The organism is Pseudarthrobacter sp. NBSH8 (genome assembly GCF_014217545.1).
In the GTDB taxonomy this organism is placed as follows: Bacteria; Actinomycetota; Actinomycetes; order Actinomycetales; family Micrococcaceae; genus Arthrobacter.
This window is the reverse complement of the sequence record NZ_CP043178.1, coordinates 391,798-410,519: the sequence shown is the minus strand read 5'-3', so window position 1 is coordinate 410,519 and position 18,722 is coordinate 391,798. Positions and strand designations below refer to the sequence as shown.

At 66.1% G+C, this 18,722-nt stretch carries 23 protein-coding genes; 8 read left to right on the top strand and 15 right to left on the bottom strand.

Going from position 1 to position 18,722, the window contains the following annotated elements; all coding sequences use genetic code 11:
* The first annotated feature begins 15 nt into the window (after positions 1 to 15).
* A complete protein-coding gene (locus FYJ92_RS01870) occupies positions 16 to 927 on the top strand; it encodes a LysR family transcriptional regulator (RefSeq protein WP_185262364.1) in 912 nt (303 codons plus the stop codon).
* A 28-nt stretch (positions 928 to 955) separates the two neighbouring features.
* Here FYJ92_RS01870 and FYJ92_RS01865 read toward each other — a convergent pair whose 3' ends face one another.
* The gene (locus FYJ92_RS01865; RefSeq protein ID WP_185262363.1) at positions 956 to 1,906 is read right to left on the bottom strand and encodes a spermidine synthase; all 951 of its coding nucleotides are present in this window, start codon (positions 1,904 to 1,906) and stop codon (positions 956 to 958) included.
* A 134-nt stretch (positions 1,907 to 2,040) separates the two neighbouring features.
* Positions 2,041 to 2,523: a hypothetical protein gene (locus FYJ92_RS01860; RefSeq protein ID WP_185262362.1), complete on the bottom strand. Its 483-nt coding sequence runs from the start codon at positions 2,521 to 2,523 to the stop codon at positions 2,041 to 2,043.
* Between the two features lie 398 nt (positions 2,524 to 2,921).
* Between FYJ92_RS01860 and FYJ92_RS01855 the strand changes: the two genes are divergently transcribed.
* The 4 genes from FYJ92_RS01855 (at position 2,922) to FYJ92_RS01840 (ending at position 5,840) form a co-directional block, all read left to right on the top strand.
* Positions 2,922 to 3,647, top strand: coding sequence for a hypothetical protein (locus FYJ92_RS01855; protein ID WP_370526101.1), 726 nt, complete (start codon positions 2,922 to 2,924; stop codon positions 3,645 to 3,647).
* Positions 3,647 to 4,078: a phage holin family protein gene (locus FYJ92_RS01850; protein WP_185262360.1), complete on the top strand. Its 432-nt coding sequence runs from the start codon at positions 3,647 to 3,649 to the stop codon at positions 4,076 to 4,078. The genes FYJ92_RS01855 and FYJ92_RS01850 overlap by 1 nt, the downstream gene beginning before the upstream one ends.
* On the top strand, positions 4,075 to 4,626 hold the full coding sequence (locus tag FYJ92_RS01845; protein WP_185262359.1) for a DUF3618 domain-containing protein: 552 nt from the start codon (positions 4,075 to 4,077) through the stop codon (positions 4,624 to 4,626). The genes FYJ92_RS01850 and FYJ92_RS01845 overlap by 4 nt, the downstream gene beginning before the upstream one ends.
* 113 nt (positions 4,627 to 4,739) lie before the next feature.
* The gene (locus tag FYJ92_RS01840; protein WP_185262358.1) at positions 4,740 to 5,840 is read left to right on the top strand and encodes a YihY/virulence factor BrkB family protein; all 1,101 of its coding nucleotides are present in this window, start codon (positions 4,740 to 4,742) and stop codon (positions 5,838 to 5,840) included.
* 197 nt (positions 5,841 to 6,037) lie between these two features.
* Here the strand turns inward: FYJ92_RS01840 and FYJ92_RS01835 are convergent, their stop codons facing one another.
* The 6 genes from FYJ92_RS01835 to FYJ92_RS01810 all read right to left on the bottom strand — a co-directional run bounded on the left by FYJ92_RS01835 (position 6,038) and on the right by FYJ92_RS01810 (position 11,131).
* Positions 6,038 to 6,796, bottom strand: coding sequence for a glycosyltransferase family 2 protein (locus tag FYJ92_RS01835; RefSeq protein WP_255482251.1), 759 nt, complete (start codon positions 6,794 to 6,796; stop codon positions 6,038 to 6,040).
* Position 6,797: 1 nt separating this feature from the next.
* Positions 6,798 to 8,198 carry a bifunctional PIG-L family deacetylase/class I SAM-dependent methyltransferase gene (locus tag FYJ92_RS01830; RefSeq protein WP_185262356.1) on the bottom strand — a complete coding sequence of 467 codons (1,401 nt, stop codon included), beginning with the start codon at positions 8,196 to 8,198 and terminating at the stop codon, positions 6,798 to 6,800.
* A complete protein-coding gene (locus FYJ92_RS01825; RefSeq protein WP_185262355.1) occupies positions 8,192 to 9,349 on the bottom strand; it encodes a hypothetical protein in 1,158 nt (385 codons plus the stop codon). Before FYJ92_RS01825 ends, FYJ92_RS01830 begins: the two co-directional genes overlap by 7 nt.
* A gap of 22 nt (positions 9,350 to 9,371) precedes the next feature.
* Complete coding sequence (locus tag FYJ92_RS01820; RefSeq protein ID WP_185262354.1) at positions 9,372 to 9,851, bottom strand: Dps family protein; 480 nt, start codon at positions 9,849 to 9,851, stop codon at positions 9,372 to 9,374.
* A gap of 99 nt (positions 9,852 to 9,950) precedes the next feature.
* Positions 9,951 to 10,628, bottom strand: a complete 678-nt coding sequence (locus FYJ92_RS01815) for an O-methyltransferase (protein ID WP_185262353.1) — start codon at positions 10,626 to 10,628, stop codon at positions 9,951 to 9,953.
* A gap of 179 nt (positions 10,629 to 10,807) precedes the next feature.
* Positions 10,808 to 11,131: a thiamine-binding protein gene (locus tag FYJ92_RS01810; protein ID WP_185262352.1), complete on the bottom strand. Its 324-nt coding sequence runs from the start codon at positions 11,129 to 11,131 to the stop codon at positions 10,808 to 10,810.
* 120 nt (positions 11,132 to 11,251) lie between these two features.
* Here FYJ92_RS01810 and FYJ92_RS01805 point away from each other — a divergent pair, with 120 nt between their 5' ends.
* Both FYJ92_RS01805 and FYJ92_RS01800 read left to right on the top strand, forming a co-directional pair.
* Positions 11,252 to 11,887 (top strand): TetR/AcrR family transcriptional regulator, encoded by a 636-nt coding sequence (locus FYJ92_RS01805; protein WP_185262351.1) that lies wholly within the window; start codon positions 11,252 to 11,254, stop codon positions 11,885 to 11,887.
* A 186-nt stretch (positions 11,888 to 12,073) separates the two neighbouring features.
* Entirely contained in the window at positions 12,074 to 12,292 is a 219-nt protein-coding gene (locus tag FYJ92_RS01800) for a hypothetical protein (protein WP_185262350.1), read from the top strand.
* Between the two features lie 5 nt (positions 12,293 to 12,297).
* Here the strand turns inward: FYJ92_RS01800 and FYJ92_RS01795 are convergent, their stop codons facing one another.
* From FYJ92_RS01795 to FYJ92_RS01775, 5 genes are all read right to left on the bottom strand, one after another.
* Positions 12,298 to 12,606, bottom strand: coding sequence for a hypothetical protein (locus FYJ92_RS01795; protein ID WP_185262349.1), 309 nt, complete (start codon positions 12,604 to 12,606; stop codon positions 12,298 to 12,300).
* A gap of 425 nt (positions 12,607 to 13,031) precedes the next feature.
* Positions 13,032 to 13,343 carry an AzlD domain-containing protein gene (locus tag FYJ92_RS01790; RefSeq protein WP_185262348.1) on the bottom strand — a complete coding sequence of 104 codons (312 nt, stop codon included), beginning with the start codon at positions 13,341 to 13,343 and terminating at the stop codon, positions 13,032 to 13,034.
* The gene (locus FYJ92_RS01785) at positions 13,340 to 14,155 is read right to left on the bottom strand and encodes an AzlC family ABC transporter permease (protein WP_255482371.1); all 816 of its coding nucleotides are present in this window, start codon (positions 14,153 to 14,155) and stop codon (positions 13,340 to 13,342) included. Before FYJ92_RS01785 ends, FYJ92_RS01790 begins: the two co-directional genes overlap by 4 nt.
* Positions 14,152 to 14,640, bottom strand: a complete 489-nt coding sequence (locus FYJ92_RS01780; protein WP_185262347.1) for a hypothetical protein — start codon at positions 14,638 to 14,640, stop codon at positions 14,152 to 14,154. Before FYJ92_RS01780 ends, FYJ92_RS01785 begins: the two co-directional genes overlap by 4 nt.
* 75 nt (positions 14,641 to 14,715) lie before the next feature.
* Entirely contained in the window at positions 14,716 to 15,624 is a 909-nt protein-coding gene (locus tag FYJ92_RS01775) for a glycerophosphodiester phosphodiesterase family protein (protein WP_185262346.1), read from the bottom strand.
* A 50-nt stretch (positions 15,625 to 15,674) separates the two neighbouring features.
* Between FYJ92_RS01775 and FYJ92_RS01770 the strand changes: the two genes are divergently transcribed.
* The gene (locus FYJ92_RS01770; protein WP_185262345.1) at positions 15,675 to 17,024 is read left to right on the top strand and encodes a DUF445 domain-containing protein; all 1,350 of its coding nucleotides are present in this window, start codon (positions 15,675 to 15,677) and stop codon (positions 17,022 to 17,024) included.
* A gap of 91 nt (positions 17,025 to 17,115) precedes the next feature.
* On the opposite strand, the gene FYJ92_RS01765 is transcribed toward FYJ92_RS01770, so the two are convergent.
* Together FYJ92_RS01765 and FYJ92_RS01760 are read right to left on the bottom strand one after the other, a co-directional pair.
* Entirely contained in the window at positions 17,116 to 17,865 is a 750-nt protein-coding gene (locus tag FYJ92_RS01765; protein ID WP_185262344.1) for a LamB/YcsF family protein, read from the bottom strand.
* Positions 17,855 to 18,658, bottom strand: coding sequence for a hypothetical protein (locus FYJ92_RS01760; protein WP_185262343.1), 804 nt, complete (start codon positions 18,656 to 18,658; stop codon positions 17,855 to 17,857). The genes FYJ92_RS01765 and FYJ92_RS01760 overlap by 11 nt, the downstream gene beginning before the upstream one ends.
* Between the last annotated feature and the right edge of the window lie 64 nt (positions 18,659 to 18,722).

Here is an 18,722-nt window from a genome sequence, read left to right as displayed (position 1 = left end):
TGCACAATTGCAGATATGAAGGCAAATCCCGATGACCTCCTGATCCTGCTCGCGGTATCCCGCTCCGCAAAATTTACGACGGCGGCGCAAGTGTTGGGGCTGAACCACACCACCGTTTCGCGTCGGATAGCCGCCCTCGAGAAGGCGCTCAGCGGCCGCGTCCTGGCCCGGGCGGCCGGCGGCTGGGAACTGACGGAGCTGGGCACGGACGCTGTCCGGGTTGCCGAACAGGTTGAGGCAGCGGTGAGTGCGCTGGGACCGGCAGGCCAGGCACCTGACCCGATTACCGGCGTCGTACGCATGACCGCGACCGATGGCTTCAGCGCCTACATCGCCGCACCCGCGGTGGCGCAGCTGCGCCGGAAACACCCGGGGCTGAGCGTGGAAGTGGTGACTATGACCCGGCGGGCCCTGCAGCAGCGGTCGGGCCTGGACATCGAAGTGGTGGTGGGCGAACCGCAGGTCCACCGGGCCGAGGCTGTGCAATTGGGCGAGTACATGCTGGGGATGTACGCCTCGCGTGCCTACCTCGCCGAGAACGGGACGCCGGCGAGCGTGGCCGAACTGACAGAACACCCGCTGGTCTACTTTGTGGATTCCATGCTGCAGGTGGACGATCTGGACGCACCCCGGCGGCTGGTGCCCGCCATGCGCGAAGGGCTCACGTCCACCAACGTGTTTGTCCATGTGGAGGCCACCCGTGCCGGCGCGGGCATCGGCTTCCTGCCGTGCTTTATGGGCAATCTGCACACTGACCTGGTCCGGCTGCTCCCCGACGACTTCGCCGAGTTGCTCCCGTATTGGATGGTGCTGCGGCCCGATTCGATGCGCCGCCCCGCCGTGGCCGCCGTTGTACAGGCCTTGCGCGACCAAACGGCGGCGCACCGGGATGCCCTGCTGGGCCGGGGCGGGAACTCCGGGGGTTGAGCTTGTCGAAACCTGGATTTCGACGAGCTCAATCACCGGAGGCGTTCACGGCCGGGTCGTGACGAACCGGGGAGTTCGCGGCGAAGGCGCGCACCTGGGCGTCGTTCCAGATGTGGGCCGGGACGGCGCCGCCCAGCAGCCGGCGGGCCAGCTGCGGGTCTCCGTCGAGCGGGCTGTCGCTGCCGGCCATGACCATGTTGCCGTAGCGGCGGCCCTTCAGCATGGCGGGGTCGGCGATGATGACGGTGTATTTGAATGCGGCCGCGATGGTGGCGGCATCTTCACGCGCATTCTTCAGGTCCGGCGCGTCGCCGGAATTGACCACATAGATGCCGCCCGGCGCCAGGACCCGCTGGATGTGGTCATTGAACTCGGCGGTGGTGAGCGGCCGCGGTGTGAGTGAACCGGCAAACACGTCTCGGATGATGAAGTCGCGGCTGTCCGGTGTCAGCGTCTCGGTGACCTCGCGGGCCTCCCCCACGCGGAGCCGAAGGAGCGGTGCCTTGGGCAGGTCGAACCAGCCGCGGACATACTCGGCCAGTTTGCCGTCGAGCTCCACCACCACCTGCCGGGCGTCCGGATAGGCGGTGTGGAAGTACCGGGCCAGCGAACAGGCCCCGCCACCCAGATGCAGTCCGCGCAGCTTCTCTGTCCCGCCCGCGGTGGGCGCGACAGCCTTGGCTCCGCCCTTGCCGGACTTCGGCGGCCAACGGGACTCAATCAGCGCCGCCATCCAGCGCATGTACTCAAAATCGAGGAACAACGGATCGGCAAGGTCGATATGGGAGCTCATAACGCCGTTGATCTTCAGGAGCCACCCGTTGGAGTTGTCCTGGTCCGCAATGAGCTCGCAGTCTCCGGTATCAACGTAGTAGACGCCCTCAACCGGGCCCTCAGGACGGGTCCCCTTGGGCACCTCAATGACACCCGCCGTCGAGCGCTGGCTGTTCCGCCCGCCTGACTTGGCGCGCTTTGCCATTACCCGTGTGCCACTTCAGTCATGGATCAACCATAATTGACCACCCAGCGTCGGCGGTCCGCGCAGTCTTGGTCCGGCGACGGAACCAGCAATGGTTCCGGCCCCGGGACCACGCCCAGGTTGCGGGATCAGGGTCAGGTTGAAAGCGGTCGGTCCCGGTCTGTCCGGTCACGCCGAAGTTCCTCGGCGCGGCTGGCCTCGTCCGGATGCACGTCAGCGTCAGCCGGCATGGATTCGGCCTCCATGGCGTCGGGTCGCGCGTCCCCGTCCTGATTTATGTCGGGGTCCAAGGCGTCGGCTTTCTGCGTGCGCTCGGCCACATCTTCGCGGAGTGACCTGGCCGCATCGTTCTTCTGCTCAGCCTCCTGCTTCAGCCTCGCAGCGTCCACCTGTGCCTTTTCCGCGTCGGCACGGGCGCGGTTGGCCCGGGCTTCGTTCTCACGCGCATCGAGCTCGATGTTCTCGGCTTTCCTGCGCATTTCGGCGGCCTTTTCGCGGTGCGATTCGTCCCGCTTCTGCTGCATGGCCTGACGGCGACGCCCGGTCACCAGCCACAGCACAATCAGGACCAGCACAACGATGGCAACAATCACCCAAACCCACGATGTTGTATCCACGACTACCCACCCTTTCCACTTCGTTGTGACGGGGTCCCTGCGATGCCGGGCGGCAGGCGATACGAACCCCTTTGAAATTCAGGTAGGAAGGGTGCTTACCTTCCGTTACTAATCATGCTTACTATTTTACGGCCAGTATCGCTGGTTCTTAATCAATAACAGGCCTTCTTTGGAAAGAGAGAGCGAAGATGACAGAGAACCAATGGTCCGAGGATCCGGCTTACGCGGCTCCACAGGCCACACGCGGAACCACAGGAGAACGTGAGCCAAGTACGTTCCCCAGCACGTTACCCACAGCAGCGCCGCATACGGGTGATACGTATGGGACCTCCCGCACCGATGCAGCCAAAGAAGAAGCCGGAGATGTGGCGCGGACGGCGGCGGATTCCGCACAGAGTGTGGCTGAAACCGCCAAGTCGGAAGCGGCCAACGTCGCATCGGAGGCCAAGGCGAACACCAAGGAGCTCCTGCAGCAGGCCCGCTATGACCTCACCCAGCAGGCCAGCACGCAGCAGCAGAAGGTAGCCAGCGGCCTCCGGTCAGTCTCGGACGAACTGCACGCCATGGCCCAGGCGTCCGACCAGCCCGGGGTGGCCACCGACATGGTCCGCCAGGCAGCGGAACGTTCCTCGTCCGTCGCCGCCTGGCTGGACGGACGGGACCCGGGGTCGCTCCTGGACGAGGTCAAGAGTTTCGCCCGGCAGCGCCCTGGGACTTTCCTGCTGCTCGCGGCCGGCGCAGGAGTCCTTGCTGGCCGGCTCAGCCGCAGCCTGAGCGCCGGCGCACCAGAGTCCGCGTCGAATTACCCTGGCACGGGCGGCCAGCGCGGCGCGGGTCCTGACGGGTACACGCCGTCGGCTGGTGGCACTGTCCCGCCCCCTCCGGTGCAGTTGCCGGGCCCGGCCACCAACACGGCAGGGTTCGACGGCGGCGCACCGGGGAGCAGCTACGGTGACCCTACGCGTCCCGCCAGTCCGTTGGACAGCCCGCAGCTCGCGGAGGAGTGGTCTGATGAGCGCCGCGACGACGATCCCTTGCGGGATGGCGCTTTCGCCGACGATCCTATGGCCAACGACCCTTTGACCCGGGGCCGCTCCGCAGACGGCCAGGCTGGCAGGCTCTGATGAGCAGCCAGATACCTGCGCCTCCCCCATCTGCGGCGCACGCTAAGGCGGACAACACGTCGTTGGGTGACCTGCTCGGCGAGGTGACACGCGACCTGTCCACGCTGATGCGCCAGGAAGTGGAGCTTGCCAAGGCCGAACTCAAGGAATCCGCCAGCAAGGCAGGAAGGGGAGGTGGCATGCTGGCCGGCGCCGGCGTCGCCGGCCACTTCGTGCTCCTGTTCCTGTCGATCGCCCTCTGGATCGCGTTGAGCGGGCTGATGGGACTCGGCTGGTCCGCCGTCGTCGTCGCTGTCATCTGGGGCGTCATCGCCGCAGTGCTGGCGTCAGTGGGCCGCAGGGAGCTCAAAACTGTAAAGGGCATGCCCCAAACCGCTGAAACACTCCAGGAAATTCCCCCAACCCTAAAACCCGGTGAGGTAAAACCATGAGCGACAACCCGGACGTTATCCGTTCAGATATTGAGGCAACCCGTGCCCGCCTGGGCACGAACGTGGACGCGGTGGCAGACAAAGTGACGCCGTCGAACATCGTCCATCGACAGACAGACAAGGTCAAGGACGCCGTGTTCGGAGTGAAGGAGAAAGTCATGGGAACAGCCGACGACGCCACCGGCCGCGTGCACGGTATTGGTGACGCTCCGCACCAGGTGAAGGCCAAGACGCAGGGCAACCCGCTTGCTGCTGGGCTCATCGCTTTCGGCGCCGGCCTGCTTTTGTCATCGCTGATCCCGGCGAGCGAGAAAGAGCGCGAAGCAGCTGATGCCCTCAAATCCGCTGCCGAACCGTTGACCGCCGAGCTGACCGAGGCCGCTAAGGAGATCGCTGAGGGCTTGAAAGAACCGGCGCGGGAAGCCATGGAGAACGTCAAGGCCACAGCAGCCGACGCGGCCGAACACGTCAAGACAGAAGGCCAGGTTGCGGCAGCGGACGTCAAAGACCGTGCCGCGGACGCGAGGGAGAACGTGCAGAACACGTAACGGCGACAGCCCTGAGGGCGCCCTAACCTTACGACTACAGCGCACAGACGGGCCGGTTCCGCCTCCCCCGGCGGAACCGGCCCGCTCCTTTTCCAACACCGGGAGGACACCCCATGGCCACTCACGACGCACCCGAAACCAGCACCGCCAAGGCGGGCAGCGCTCCGGCGCCCGACGATTCCCGGAAACCGGATAGCCCCACCGACGTCACCAAACCGTCCTGGCAGTACATCGCCAAAAAGACGATCAGGGAGTTCAGCAAGGACCAGTGCCCCGATCTGGCGGCAGCCCTGACCTATTACGCCGTGCTTTCACTGTTCCCGGCGTTACTGGCGCTGGTTTCACTGGTAGGCCTTTTCGGCGATGCGGAAAGAACCAGCACGGCCTTGCTCGAAATCGTCCGGGGCGTTGCGCCCGCAGACACCGTGAACACCGTCAGCGGGCCCGTGCAGGAGCTCGCCGCCGCGCCTGCCGCCGGACTGACCCTGTTCGTCGGCCTCGCAGCTGCGCTGTGGTCAGCCTCCGGATATGTCGGAGCGTTCGGCCGGGCCATGAACCGCGTTTACGAAGTGGATGAGGGCCGCCCGTTCCTGAAGCTGCGCGGGACCATGCTGGCCGTGACGTTGCTGGCAGTGGTCACGGTGGCCGTCCTCGCCGGCTTGCTGGTGCTCAGTGGACCGGTCTCGGAGGCAGTCGGCGGGGCCATCGGGCTCAGCGACGCGTTCCTCACCGTCTGGAACATCGCGAAATGGCCCGTGATCGTGGCCCTGGTCACGGCTATCATCGCCATGCTCTACTACGCCACGCCCAACGTGAGGCAACCCAGGTTCCGGTGGATGAGCATCGGCTCGTTTATCGCCTTGCTGGTGTTCCTGCTGGCCTCGCTGGGTTTCGCCTTCTACGTGGCCAACTTCGGCAACTACAACAAAACGTACGGCGCGCTCGGCGGTGTGATCGTGATGCTGCTCTGGCTGTGGATCCTGAACATGTCACTGCTGTTCGGGGCAGAGTTCGACGCCGAGATGGAGCGGGGACGGCAACTCCAGGCCGGAATCGAGGCCGAGGAGACCATCCAACTGCCGCCCCGGGACACCAAGAGGAGCGAGAAGATACAAGAGCAGGAAGAAGACGATATCCGGCGCGGGCGCGAGCTGCGTGAGCACCATCGGAACGGCGCGGAGCAGTCGGAACGGGACACCACCACGCAGGACTAGGCAGGGCACCCCACTTGGAGGAAGATCAATACCAGCAGATTCCCTCAGGTTTCCCGGGGCCATGGCGTCCCGGGTGTCAGGCGGGGTCGGCGGCGAGGTGGCCTCTCCTGAGACCGAGGCCAGTCCCCCCAGTCGTCGTCGGCCCCCTCAATGTGTCCGCTGCGCAGCGACCATGTGGTTCCACCGTTTACGCTTCCTCAGCGTTCGAACGCCACCGCGGATTCCATGCCAAGGGACAGCAGATATGCGCCGAATCCCTGCGGCGCCCGGGCCTCGGTCCGCCCGGAGGTCACAACCCGGACCGTGTCCGTGGAAGTAATCCGGTACCCGTTGCGGCGTAGCTGTGCTGCCAGTGCCCGGTCCTCATGCGAGCGCTGGCGGGGAAAGCCACCAGCACCAATGTAGGCCGAGGCCCGTACCCCGAAATTCGCACCGTACACGTGGGGATGGTCCTCCCCCAGCTTATGCCGGACGTGCCAGCGCCGCAGGAGTTCGCCGTCCATCCCCGCCGGATCCGGTTCCACCGTTCCCAAGACTGCATCGGCGCCGCGGTCAGCCAGTTCCACCTGGCGCAGGAGCCAGTTTTCCGGAACGCAGGAATCGGCGTCTGTATTGGCCAGCCACACCCGTTCGGTGGCCAGCACACGGCCCGCCCGCGAACGGTCCGGCCAGCGTCCTGCGAGAAGCAGGTTGATCCCTGCCCGCCGGCTCCTCCCCACGCTGCGGAACGCGACCGGCAGCAGGGCGATGCGGCCATCCGCCGCTGCAAACCGCGCTGCCACGGAGCCCGAGCCGTCCGTGCAGGCGTCCAAAACCACCACTATGGAGACGTCGATGTCCGGTTGGCTTTGCTGCAGCGCATCAGCTGCGCTACTGAGCGCTGCCAGCGCACGTGCCAGGTGCGGTTCCTCGTTATGGACCGGAATAACCGCGGCAACCTGCTCGATCCCGCCCATCTCAGGACACCGGAGGTCCGGGATCGGCGGCATCGGCGGGAGCCACGAGCGTTTCCAGCACAAAATCGCGTTCCTGGTACAGACCGGCGGTGGGCCACCGCAGCCGGTTCCGGGCCAGCGCGTGGACCGAGTCGCCGTCGAGCTCCCATCCGGAAACCGGGTGCCGCCAGTGGCACAGCAGCAGCGTGCCGCCCGGCGCCATCGATTCCTGGATCCGCTGCAGCAGCAGCTCCAGCTCTGCCGCCGACAGGTAGTAGCCCACCTCGGAGACCACCACGAGGTCAAAGCGGCCCCCAGGCCAGTCGGCAGGGAGCGTCAACTGCCGCGTGCTGACGCCGGGAAACGGCGCGAGACGGCGGGCCGCAAGCTCAAGCGCGGTACCGCTGGCATCCACGGCAAGCAGGCTGGTGCATCTGGGGGCCAGTTCGGCGGTCAATGTTCCGATGGAGCAGCCGATTTCCAGGCCAGAAAGGTAGGTCTCCTGGGGCAGTGCGGCGAGGGTGAGGGTGCGCTTGCGCCGCTCGTACCAGCTGGTGGTGTACGCCCAGGGGTCATCGGACTTCGCGTGCACGGCGTCGAAGATCCGTTGCGCGTCCGCGCTGGAATGGGGAGGGGAGTGGACCAGTTGGGCCCCGGGCGGCGTCCAGGCGAATGTCTCAAAAGCGCGCCTGAAATGTTGCAGCAGCCCCTCGCCGAGGAGCACTTCGTCTCCCGCCAGCCCCGACAGCGGACGTATCTGGCTCGTGTGTGAGTCCATGGCGGATCTCTTCGCCGCCTGCTGTTCAGTACTTAGCGGAACGCGCGACCAGGACCGCCACGCAGGGTCCTCCGGGGAGGCCCACAGCCAGTACCAGATGGGATACTCCAGCAGGCCGTGCCCATCTTCGCCGGCGACGTCCGCGGCCACCGCGCCGAGGGCGTTGTGGTCCGCGTGCCCGTCATCCCGATAAGGGGCCACAATTGCCAGCTGCTGCGGTGGGCCGGCGAATCGGCCAATGGCCTCGCGCAGCCGGCCGGCGATTTCCGGCGCCAGTTCCTGCAGGCCCCTGTCCGGCAACCCGAGGAAGCGCCAGCGTCCGGCCATCCCCAGGACTCGCATCGCCGCCGCAAACTCCTCAAGCCGGACGGCGGCGAGCTGTTCAGGCGTGGTTGTCGCCGAGCCCGGGTGCGAGCCCTCCCCCGCCGTGCACAGCAGCACCTCGACGTCGGCGCCCAGCGAGTGCAGCAGAGCCAGCAGGCCCCCTGCGCCCAGGGTCTCGTCGTCGGGGTGTGCAGCCAACACCACGAACCGCATGGCAGCCAGTTCATTTTGCCCCAACGGCAACTCCGCTATCGCGGCGAGCCCGCTCGCCGCCCAACGGGCCTCGGCAGTCCCCTGGTCCGTGTGCGAAAAAGTCACCACAGATGTTCCCCCTTCAGCGTCAGTTTTCCCAGCTGCGCGTCGTCCCGCATGGCATGGTGCTGGCGCACGTACAGCGCCAGGTCCGCCATGCGTTTGGCATACGGTTCGTCGAACGCCAGCGGCGCCGGTCCCCGGTTCTGGCTGACCAGGGAGAGGACGCGTTCGACGGCGGCCGCTACGGTTCCGCGTACGCGTAACGCATCGCTCCATACGCTCCGGTCCGTCCCCGTGTGCGCCCCTGACTTCCGGGGGTTTTCCCTGGCTTCCGGGCTGCGGCCTCCAGTCTCCGGTGCTTCTTCCCCGGTGGACAGGCCGCCGTCGTCAATAACTGTTGCCGTTCGGGCCAGGTACTGGAGCGCGGCGGTGAGGATCCTGTCTGTTTCGCCGAGTGCAGCCAGGGCAATCTGGTCAGGTTCGCGGCCGGACCGGGCTGCGGCAGTCAAGGCCTCTTTGTAATCCCGTGCCACGCCCACGGCGCCCCCGAGCCAACAGGCAGCTACCCCCATGCCACCCCAGGCAAATCCGGGCCGGCTGAAATACCAGCCGTCGCTGCCCAGCTGTTGTGCGGGCACTTGGCTGAAATGGACCGTACCGCTGGGAATCTCCCGCAGCCCGCGGGCCACCCATGCCGGCTCGTCACAGGTCACGCCCGGATGCCGGAGGTCCACAGCAAAGGCGGCTCGTCCGCCGGTTTCTGTGTGGGCAGTGATAACGGCCCGGTCCAGGAGCGTGGCCAGTGAACACCACGGCTTGGACCCGCTTAAGAGAATTCCGGCGTCGCCGGTCTTGGCTTCGAGGCGAAGCCCCGGGCCTTCGGCGGCAAACACTCCCCATGCCCCCGCGCGATCGGCCGGATCGTGGCCCGCCCGATAGTTCCCTGCCTGGGCAAGGATCGCTTGGGCATCCACATGCGGTTCGAAGACACGCCCGGCGGCAACGTCCACGGCGGAGACGGAAGCGAGCAGCTCCCAGAGATGGGCAGTATGCCCGCCCCCTGGCTGCGGCCAGTTGCCTCCTGCCTCCCGGGCCAACGACAGCAACGCGGGAACGTCGCCTGCCGCGGAGGCCACGGAGTCGAGCAGGGGAACTGTCCAAGCCAGTTCGGATTGAGTTGAGATTATGCGGACAGGCCGCTGGGGCGATGCAGACATTCTGGCGTTTCTCCGGCCTGACCTACTTTGCCGCCGGGTCCGTGACGGCGGTGGACGGCGTCATGGTTTCGGCGTTGACCATCCACGCCAGCTGTTCCAGGCGTTCGATGCCGGCATGCAGCAAGTCGGCGCTGGTGGGATCCTCTTCGTCCACCTCATCGTGGACATCCCGCATGGTCTTCACCGTCCGCTCCAGCCTGGCCGTGACCAGCTTGACGGCCTCCTTCGTGGAAATCAGCCCGCCGGTGAGCTCATCAAGGCGTGTGTCTGCGGCTACGGTCCGGCTCCGCCCGTCGGGCAAGGCGTGCAGTGCCCGCATCCGCTCTGCCGTCTGGTCGGCAAACAGCCGGACACTGGCGATGATTTCGTCCAGTTGCAGGTGAAGGTCTCGGAAGTTGGTGCCCACGATGTTCCAGTGGGCCTGTTTGGCCTGGAGATGGAGCTCAATCAGGTCCGTGAGGACCATCTGAAGGTTGCTGGCAAGGGTGGGTGACGCTTTCATCGTGTTCCTCCAGTGCAGGCGGCTCCGGACGGAGCATTGGCCGGACAGTCATTCTAAGCATACTTAGCAATTGACGAATGTCCCGGTGGCGCTGTGCGCTCAGCGGACGCGTGCCAGGGCAAACCCGTCCCAGCCTTTGGAGCCGACAGTCTGGATCACGGTGGCGTCGAGCTGCGGGTGCTGGCCCAGCAACTCCAGGGCGCTGATGATCCCCGGGGCGTTGACCTGGTCCATGGAAGGATCCAGCACGGCGCCCTCCCAGACGGCGTTGTCCAGGACCACTGTGGTTCCCGGCCTGCCCAGGCGCACGGCCCATTCGAGGTACGCGACGTCGTTTTCCTTGTCCGCATCGATGAACACAAAATCGAACGGCTCCTGGCCCTCCGCCTGCAGCGCGGCCAAAGTGTCCAGGGCAGCGCCCACGCGGACCTCTACCTTGTCCCTCAACCCGGCCGCCTCCACATTCGCCTTGGCGATGTCCGCGTGCTTGGCGAGATATTCGCACGTCACCAGCCGGCCGTCGTCGGGCAGTCCCTGCGCCATCCAGATGCTACTGAACCCGGCCAGGGTGCCGATCTCCAGAACCCTCCGGGCGCCGGACAGCTGAACCAGGAGCTTAAGCAGCTTGCCGGCGTTGGGCGTGACTTCAATGGGCGGCATCCCCGCATCGACGGCGGAGCGCACCGCCTGCTGGAGCGCAGCGTCCGGATGCACCACTGTAGTTGTGAGGAAGTCTTCAACGGCCGCCCACCCCGGCTGGGTCTTGTGCTCAAACATGGCCACAGTCTGGCACGCAGGCATGCGCCGGTCCAGAACTCGGCGCAGGAAACCCGTCCAGTTACTGCAGGGCAGCGTCACGTGGAGCAGGCTTTTGGCGCAACCCGGGCGTCATATCCTTGAACTGACGCGGGCACGGCGACCCGGCGGCGCCAAAAGCATGCTTGGCGTGACAGGAATTAGGAACCCTCTGAGAGTGCCTCTTCGAGGCGGTCAACCTTGGCGCTGAGCTCGCCCTTGTAGCCAGGCCGGATGTCCGCCTTGATGACCAGTGAGACACGGCTGCCAAACTCTCCCACGGCTTCGGTGGCGCGCTTGACGACGTCAAACACCTCGTCCCATTCGCCCTCGATGGTGGTGAACATTGAGTCCGTCTGGTTGGGCAGGCCCGACTCCCGGACGATCCGCACGGCGGCCGCAACGGCGTCGTGCACTGAAGCGTCGGTGGGACGCGATCCCCCGGCGGGCGTACCGGACGGGGCGACTGAAAATGCAAGCAACATAGGGCAAGTCTGTCATGCAGCCCAACCCGGAACGGGTTTGGCGAGGCCGGCAAAGCGTCACATAGCCGGCTACCCTCCGGTAACCATGGTGGCTGCCTGCCGCATTGCTAACCTGAACGAATGAGCATTGCTGTCGTCCGCAAGCCACTACGCGCAGACGCTGCCCGGAACGTGGACAAGATCATCCTGGCCGCGCGCCAGTGCTTCCGGGAGCATGGTCCCGAGGTTCCACTCCAGACCATCGCGTTGACGGCGGGCGTTGGCCCGGCCACCCTGTTCCGGAACTTCGCCGACAAGGAGGAGCTGGTCCTGGCCGCCCTCAACCGGCAGCTTCGCGAGACCGTGGACCCCGTCATGGCGGGCGCATTGGCTGACATCGACGCAACCGCGGGGCTGCTGCGCGTCCTCGAAGCCCTCATGGCCGCGGCCAGCGCTGATGCCAACCTGCTGGGCGCCGTTGCGGGCCGCCGCGAACTCCTCACCGGCATCACCGGCTCACTGATGGATTCCATGAGCGTCCTGCTTGGCCGCGGCCAAGGTCAGGGCACCCTGCGTTCCGATATTTCCATGACTGACATGTTCCGCCTGCTCGCCATGCTGATCGGCGTCGTGGACACCATGGAGCCCGGTTCCGATGCCTGGCGCCGCCCGCTGGCACTGATCGAGGACGCCATCCGCGCGGAACGGCCCCACCGCCCGTTGCCCGCGCATGTACCGCTGCCCGCTCCGCAGCTACAGGGTCCACAGTTCACCTGACACCCTACGCCTGACCAACCGCCGGGCCGGGTAAGCACTCGCTTGCACAGAGCCCCCGTCGCCCCATTGTTGGTGTCCCAAGGTTGGATTAGACTCGGGTAGGGTTACGCAGCCAGCCTCTGAATCTTCAGAGGGAGCAATAGTGAAACAACCGCGGCGCAACCAATCCAACGCCATCGTCCGCCGATGAACCAGGCTGACCTGTCCCGGCTCATCCACGACCCCCTCGGCCCGGAGAAGATCCTTCCTTCGTTGGCAGCGGAAGACCTGGCCAATCTGCTGGACACCCTCTTCCAAAACCTCGACACTCCCACCCCAGTGTTCGGTGCGCAGGTTTGGTACGAGCTGGGAGTTGAAGAAAGCGCCCGCCGGATCGGGTCGCCAGAGGATGAACAAACGGCCTGACCGGCCTACGGCTGGGGTTCTGCGGGCGGGGTTTCCTGGCGCCCGGCGCTGTCTTTCCCCTCCGCCCCGGTGTGTTCCTTGCCATGCTTGTGCGGGTCATGATCGTAGTCGTGGGGCACATGCTCCTTGGCCTCCACCAGATGCTGCTGCAGCTTCTCCTCTGCGTCGCGACGGCGACGGGAAGTATCCCGCAGTTCCCGCGTCGATTCGGAGACACTGGTGTCGTACACCGGCCGCGGCTTCGGGTCCGAACCCTTGGGGTCGTCGGTTCCGCTGCCCGGATCGGGCGCGTTGGGATCGGGCTGATCATTCATCTAAGGGGCTCCTTTGGGCGTTGCAAACTGCGTCACGCCGACATTTTTCCGGCCTTCAGCCGTCCGGTTCCGTTTCCCGGTTTCGGACTTCGGCCCGAACCGCCGCGTGCAGGACGGCCATATTCGCTCCCTGGCCGAGGTCCAGGGCCCGTCGTATGCGCTCGGAAAGTAAATCCAGGTCCTCAGGCGGCAGGTCGGCCAAGGACCGGAACCGGGTAAAGAAGCGCTTGACCGGCAGCCCTGCTCGCCTACCACCAGATGCCTGACGGCGGGCTTTGATGGGTCTTGAACCGGCTGGGTGCAGTCCTATCTCCATGGCCAGCGCTCTCACGAGAGTCCACGGCCAACTGCATAGCCAGGCCCATGCTACAACGCATGTGAACCGCACCACCAGTAGTTTGATGCCGGTTTCACAAGTTGGACGGTCAGTTCCAACCGATCAGCCGCAGCAGGGCTGCAGCACCGGCACCCACCACAACCACCACGAGGAAGGGCGCCCGAAAGGCCAGTGCGACGGCCGCGACGGCGAGGGCTCCCAGCCGCGCGTCGGCGGCCAGCGTCTGGCCGGACGCCACAGTGTTGACGATGGTCAGCGATGCCAGCAGTCCGATGGTCATGGTGCCGGCAATACGCGACATCCGGGGGTCCTTCAGCAGCTTTGCCGGGACGAGATAGCCCACCAGTTTCCAGGCGTAGGCAAGGACGCAGGCCAGCAACAACCAGATCCAGAGATTCATGTGCCCGCCTGCCCTGCCTGCCCGTGGCCGTCCCCGTGCTTGTCCCGACGCGTGTCCGGTTCTTTGTCCCGGCGCGTGTTGCTGATCCGGTCCCGGCGCCCGTGGTGCGGGTGGTAGGGATCCACGTCCGGTTCCAGGCCTTCATCACTGCGTCCGTGGCTGAACCAGCCGATCAGCGCAGCCACGACGGCGGCAATCAGGATGGGCACGCCCGCGGGAACGAACGGCACGGCCACCACCGTGGCCAGGGCGCACACCACAGCAATCGCCGCCGGTTCCCGGCCCTTGAGCCGAGGCCACAGCAGGGCCAGGAATGCGGCCACCGCTGCACCGTCCAGGCCCCACTGCTTGGGATCGCCCAACCCGCTGCCGGCGAGGGCACCCACTGCGGTGAACAGGTTCCAGAGAATGTAGATGCCAATGCCGGCCGTCCAGAAACCCCGGAGTTGCTCACCAGGATCAGTCTGCCCGCTGCTGGTGGCGGTCGACTCGTCGATGGTGACCTGCGCCGCGACATACCGCCGCCAGCCTGTCGGATGCAGGAGGGCGTTGAGCTGCATGCCGTAGATGCCGTTCCGCATGCCCAACAGCGTGGCCGCGCTCATGGCGGCAATACCGGATCCTCCGCCCGCCACCACACCGATGAACGCGAACTGGGAGCCGCCGCTGAAGAGCAGCAGGCTGAGCGCCATGGTTTGCCAGAAATCAAGTCCGGAGGTGACAGACAGTGCGCCGAAGGAAATCCCGTAAAGCCCCGTTGCAATGCTGATCGAGATTCCCACCCGCACGGCGGGCGAGGCGAGCAGCTTCATCGCCGTCGTCCCGGTTTCCGCAGGCTCCAGGCCCACAGGATCAGCGGCACCTGAAGCGGCAGCCTGACAGTATGCACGTTGCGCTGCGCCGGCGAACCGGCAGGGCCATACGCGCGCCGAAGGGCGTCCACGTGCCCGGCCAGGAAGACCGCGAACATAGCCGTAACGGCGGTGGCAGCAGCCTGCCGCGTCACCGGGATCAGGAGGCCGACGGCGGCGCCCGCCTCCAGCAGTCCGCTCACCGCAATCCATTCCTCCCGTGACATGACGGCCAAGGGCCGCTTGCCGCCGTCGGGCGCCGGTGCTTCGCTCCCCCGCGGCGACGCGCCAAGAGCACCCGGAATCTCGCGGCAGAGGTAGTCAGGGACCACCTGTTCGAAGAACCTTGGCTCGCGGAAGTGCTTCATGGCGCTGGTCATCAGCAGCGCGCTCATGGCCGCCGCGGAGACTGTTTGGGTGGCCCGGGCGGACCAGCGAAAAGGCATGGGTCCACTCAATCACAGCGCCGCTCCGGCGGCTAAACAGCAGAGGCCTAAATAACACAGGCAGACAGCACAGGCTCAGGAGGGCAGCTGGACCTGTTGCCCGCTCGGTTGGAGCTGCGCCAGTACACTGGCAGGTTTGTTCGTGGTGATTTCGTGAATCCCCAGTCCCTGGCAGAGCGCCACGTCCCGCTCGGAATCCACGGTCCACACGCGGAAGCGGCGGCCGGATTCCAGCCAGCGCTGCACCGTCCGTGCGTGCGTGCGGACGTACATGATGCCCGGCCCCGCGAGTCCCACCTCGCAGTCATCCAGGATGCGTTCGCCTTCCAGCTGCGCCGCCTTCATCAAATTGGCGATTGCGCCGCCCGTCACGGGGCCCAGGCTCAGTTCGTCGCGGAGTTCGTCGACGTCGATGTCGTCCACCAGCTGGCAGATGAATTCGGCCGGCACACTCCGGAGCAGATGCTTCACCGAATCGGGGCTGAAGCTCATGAACGTCACCCGGACGTTGTCCACCCTCGAAGTTCCGGCGTCCCAGCCTTCTGCCCGGAGTACGTCCAGCACACGGTCTTCCAGTTTCAGCTGATAGGGACTGGGGTGCTTGAGCTCGATGGCCAGTCCGATGGGCCGGCCAACGCCGCGCAGGATGTTTAGGAGTTCCGGCAGGGTCAGGAGCTGCTCAGACCGGGCACCGTATTCCTCCGGGATCCGGGCGCCCTTCCAGGACGAAAAGTCCAGCAGCCGCAACTCCGCCAGGGTTCGGTCCGCAACGGGCCCGGTCCCGTCCGAGGTCCGGTCCAGGTTGGCGTCATGCAGCAGTACGGCGTGCTGGTCCCGGGTGAGGTGGACGTCGCACTCAACCCCGTCTGCGCCATCGGCTATCGCCTGGAGGTAAGCGGCGCGTGTGTGCTCGGCAAATGCCGCGCTGGCGCCCCGGTGAGCAAAAACCAGTGGCCTTTCCGGCTCAGACTCCTCGAATGTCATGAGGACACGCTAGCGGACGCTGCCCGGCGGCGCGGGGCTAGGCTGGGCACATGCAGGTGAACTCTGAGCCAACTACCCGCCAGCCCCCGCCCGGGCCCCCAGATCCCGCGTCGCGGTCCCCCAAGGCCAGTGCCGCCGTCGCCGGTCATCAGCTCAGCGCCGGGGACGCCGAAAAGGCGGCAGCGCTGCGGAAAATGAAGCTTCTGGCGCTGGGACTCCTCATTTCCATGGCGGTCATCTTTGTCTTCGCGTTCGCGCTGCAGAAGGAATATCCGTGGCTGCAGTACGTCCGCGCCGCTGCTGAGGGCGGCATGGTGGGCGCGCTGGCCGACTGGTTCGCCGTCACCGCGCTCTTCAAGTACCCCATGGGCATCAAGATCCCGCACACCGCCATTATCCCGCGCCGCAAGGACCAGATCGGGGCGTCGCTGGGTGAATTTGTGGAGACCAACTTCCTGTCGGAACAGGTGGTCCAGGACAAGCTGGCCAGCGTAAACGTCGCCGGAAAGGCCGGCCAATGGCTTGCCGGGCCGGGTGGCGCCGAGCGGGTGGCGAAGGAGGGTGCCGCCGTCATCCGCGGTGCGTTCAAGGTGTTGAACGACGACGACGTCCAGGCGGTCATCGAGGGAATGGTGCGTAAGCACCTGCTGGCTCCGCCGTGGGGACCGCCCGTAGGCAGGATGGCGGAACGGATTTTTGCCGACGGGCACCACCACAAGCTGGTGGACCTGCTGGTGGACCGCGCCGCGGACTGGGTGGACGACAACCACGAAACCGTCAGCCGGCTGGTCTCGGACCGCTCCCCGACCTGGGTCCCGCAGTTTGTGGACGGGCTGGTGGGCGACAAGGTTTACGTGGAGATCCTCAAGTTCGCGCGCGCCGTGCAGTCCGATCCGAACCACCAGGTGCGGCAGCAGATCGACAAGTACCTGAACGACCTCGCGCAGGATCTTCAGCATGATCCCGTCATGATCGCCCGGGCCGAGGACATCAAGGCACAGGTTCTGGGAGACCCCGAGGTCCGCGAGCTGGCCTCCCGCACCTGGGGAACCGTGAAGAGCGCCCTGCTGTCTGCGGTGGACGATCCGGACAGCGAGCTGACGGTGCGGTTCAGGGCGGCAGTACGCGATTTCGGCTCACGGCTGGTGAACGACGCCGAACTTGCCGGCAAGGTCAACGCCTGGATCGGCGACGCCGCCGGCTACCTGGTGCGGACCTACCGCTCCGACATCGCAGGCGTGATCACCGATACCGTGGCCCGCTGGGATGCCGAGGAAACGTCGCAGAAAATCGAACTCCAGGTGGGCAAGGACCTGCAGTTCATCCGGATCAACGGCACAGTGGTGGGCTCACTGGCCGGGCTGGTCATCTTCAGCGCGGCGCACCTGGTCTTCGGCTGACCTGGCCCTTCCAAAAGCAACGCGGGGTCACTTACGGCCCATGTTGGCGCGAGGCATGGGCCGTAAGTGACCCCGCGTTGCAGTGGGCTGACTACGCGAAGGACTCCAGCTGAACGCCGGCCGCTTCGAGTCCGGCACGAACACCGGCGGCCATCTCCACGGCCCCGGGGGTGTCGCCGTGGATGCACAGGGAGTCGGGCCTGACCTGAACCACCGTGCCGTCGACTGCGACAACTTCGCCCTTCGTCGCGAGCCGCACGGCCCGCTCAACGATCGAGTCGACGTCGTGCAGGACAGCACCAGTCTGGGAGCGCGGCACCAAGGTCCCGTCCGCCTGGTAGGCGCGGTCCACAAAGGCCTCAACAAACACCGGGTGGCCGGCTTCCTTGGCCTGGATCAGCAGCTGCGAGCCGGGCAGCCCGAGGATCGGCAGCCCGGGGTCGTAGGCCTGGATGGCGGCGACCATGGCAGAGGCCTGCTCGGCGTCGTGAACCAGGCGGTTGTACAGGGCGCCATGCGGCTTGACGTAGTCAACGGAGGCACCGACGGCGTGCGCCACGCCGTCGAGCGCGCCCAGCTGATAGAGCACGTCGCCGAAGAGCTCGTCGAAGGACATGTCCAGGGACCGGCGGCCGAACCCGGCCAGGTCCCGATACCCCACGTGCGCACCGACGGTCACATCAAGTTCGAAGGCGGCGCGGCAGCTGTCCAGCATGGTGATGGGATCACCGGCGTGGAAGCCGCAGGCCACGTTGGCGCTCGTCACGAGCCGGAACATCGCGGCGTCGTTCCCCATGTTCCACGAGCCGAACGATTCGCCGAGGTCAGCGTTAAGATCCAAGGTTGTTGCCCTCCAGAGTAAGTTTTTCCGGTTCCGCCGCCACGGCCTTGAGCTCCCCCGGGATGGTGTCCGGCACGGGGCCAAAGGCCTCCTTGGCGTTCGCCACCACGGCGCGGCCCATTATGAGGTTACCGGCACCGCCCACCACCGCACCGATACCGAACGGAAGCGCCCGGCCAAGCAGCGCAGTGCCCTGGCGTTTGAGCAGGTTCTTGAGGAAGGCCTTCTGGATCTTGTTCCGAATGGCACCGAAGCCCGATGGCATGGACTTGGTCAGCACGTTGCCCCACGCCTGCGTGGGGCTGGCTCCCTTGCCCATGGCCTGGCCGCTCAGCGTTCCCAGCAGTGCCGTGCCTTCTTCGCCCAGCATGATGGCCATGACCATGGTGCTGGCCTTTTCCGGGTTGGTCAGCCGGATGCCATGGAGTTCCGCCAGCGACGTGGCATAGAGGGCTGTGGCTTCCAGGAAGCCAACGGTAGCCGCAGCGGAGAGGCCCAGGGAAGCCACGGTTCCGACGCCGGGCACAACGGCAGTTGCGCCAACGATTGCACCGCCGCCAGCCACCGCCCGAAGGTAGTCGCGTTCGAGGATCTCCGCGAGCTTGGCGGCACTGGCGCGCGGGTGTTTTCGTTGCAGCCGCCGGACGTAGGCGAGCACCAGGGGCCGCTGGATTTCGACTGCCCGGAGGAGCACGTTGTGGACGCCGGGTTTCGGTTTGCCGTCGGAGTCGAACACCGCGTTATGGGCGGTCTCCTGTGCGATACGTACTGCGGGATTTCTGCGCCTGGCCATGGTCACCTCTGCTTCGGTACTGCTTGTGTCCGCCGGCAGTTTTGGCTGCGGACCTGCCTTAACA

Excerpts from the sequence above, each read along its gene's own strand:
- FYJ92_RS01870 (WP_185262364.1), top strand. The coding sequence starts at position 16 with ATGAAGGCAAATCCCGATGACCTCCTGATCCTGCTCGCGGTATCCCGC.
- FYJ92_RS01865 (WP_185262363.1), bottom strand. The coding sequence starts at position 1,906 with ATGGCAAAGCGCGCCAAGTCAGGCGGGCGGAACAGCCAGCGCTCGACG.
- FYJ92_RS01850 (WP_185262360.1), top strand. The coding sequence starts at position 3,647 with ATGAGCAGCCAGATACCTGCGCCTCCCCCATCTGCGGCGCACGCTAAG.
- FYJ92_RS01845 (WP_185262359.1), top strand. The coding sequence starts at position 4,075 with ATGAGCGACAACCCGGACGTTATCCGTTCAGATATTGAGGCAACCCGT.
- FYJ92_RS01840 (WP_185262358.1), top strand. The coding sequence starts at position 4,740 with ATGGCCACTCACGACGCACCCGAAACCAGCACCGCCAAGGCGGGCAGC.
- FYJ92_RS01835 (WP_255482251.1), bottom strand. The coding sequence starts at position 6,796 with ATGGGCGGGATCGAGCAGGTTGCCGCGGTTATTCCGGTCCATAACGAG.
- FYJ92_RS01825 (WP_185262355.1), bottom strand. The coding sequence starts at position 9,349 with ATGTCTGCATCGCCCCAGCGGCCTGTCCGCATAATCTCAACTCAATCC.
- FYJ92_RS01820 (WP_185262354.1), bottom strand. The coding sequence starts at position 9,851 with ATGAAAGCGTCACCCACCCTTGCCAGCAACCTTCAGATGGTCCTCACG.
- FYJ92_RS01815 (WP_185262353.1), bottom strand. The coding sequence starts at position 10,628 with ATGTTTGAGCACAAGACCCAGCCGGGGTGGGCGGCCGTTGAAGACTTC.
- FYJ92_RS01810 (WP_185262352.1), bottom strand. The coding sequence starts at position 11,131 with ATGTTGCTTGCATTTTCAGTCGCCCCGTCCGGTACGCCCGCCGGGGGA.
- FYJ92_RS01805 (WP_185262351.1), top strand. The coding sequence starts at position 11,252 with ATGAGCATTGCTGTCGTCCGCAAGCCACTACGCGCAGACGCTGCCCGG.
- FYJ92_RS01800 (WP_185262350.1), top strand. The coding sequence starts at position 12,074 with ATGAACCAGGCTGACCTGTCCCGGCTCATCCACGACCCCCTCGGCCCG.
- FYJ92_RS01795 (WP_185262349.1), bottom strand. The coding sequence starts at position 12,606 with ATGAATGATCAGCCCGATCCCAACGCGCCCGATCCGGGCAGCGGAACC.
- FYJ92_RS01790 (WP_185262348.1), bottom strand. The coding sequence starts at position 13,343 with ATGAATCTCTGGATCTGGTTGTTGCTGGCCTGCGTCCTTGCCTACGCC.
- FYJ92_RS01785 (WP_255482371.1), bottom strand. The coding sequence starts at position 14,155 with ATGAAGCTGCTCGCCTCGCCCGCCGTGCGGGTGGGAATCTCGATCAGC.
- FYJ92_RS01780 (WP_185262347.1), bottom strand. The coding sequence starts at position 14,640 with ATGCCTTTTCGCTGGTCCGCCCGGGCCACCCAAACAGTCTCCGCGGCG.
- FYJ92_RS01775 (WP_185262346.1), bottom strand. The coding sequence starts at position 15,624 with ATGACATTCGAGGAGTCTGAGCCGGAAAGGCCACTGGTTTTTGCTCAC.
- FYJ92_RS01770 (WP_185262345.1), top strand. The coding sequence starts at position 15,675 with ATGCAGGTGAACTCTGAGCCAACTACCCGCCAGCCCCCGCCCGGGCCC.
- FYJ92_RS01760 (WP_185262343.1), bottom strand. The coding sequence starts at position 18,658 with ATGGCCAGGCGCAGAAATCCCGCAGTACGTATCGCACAGGAGACCGCC.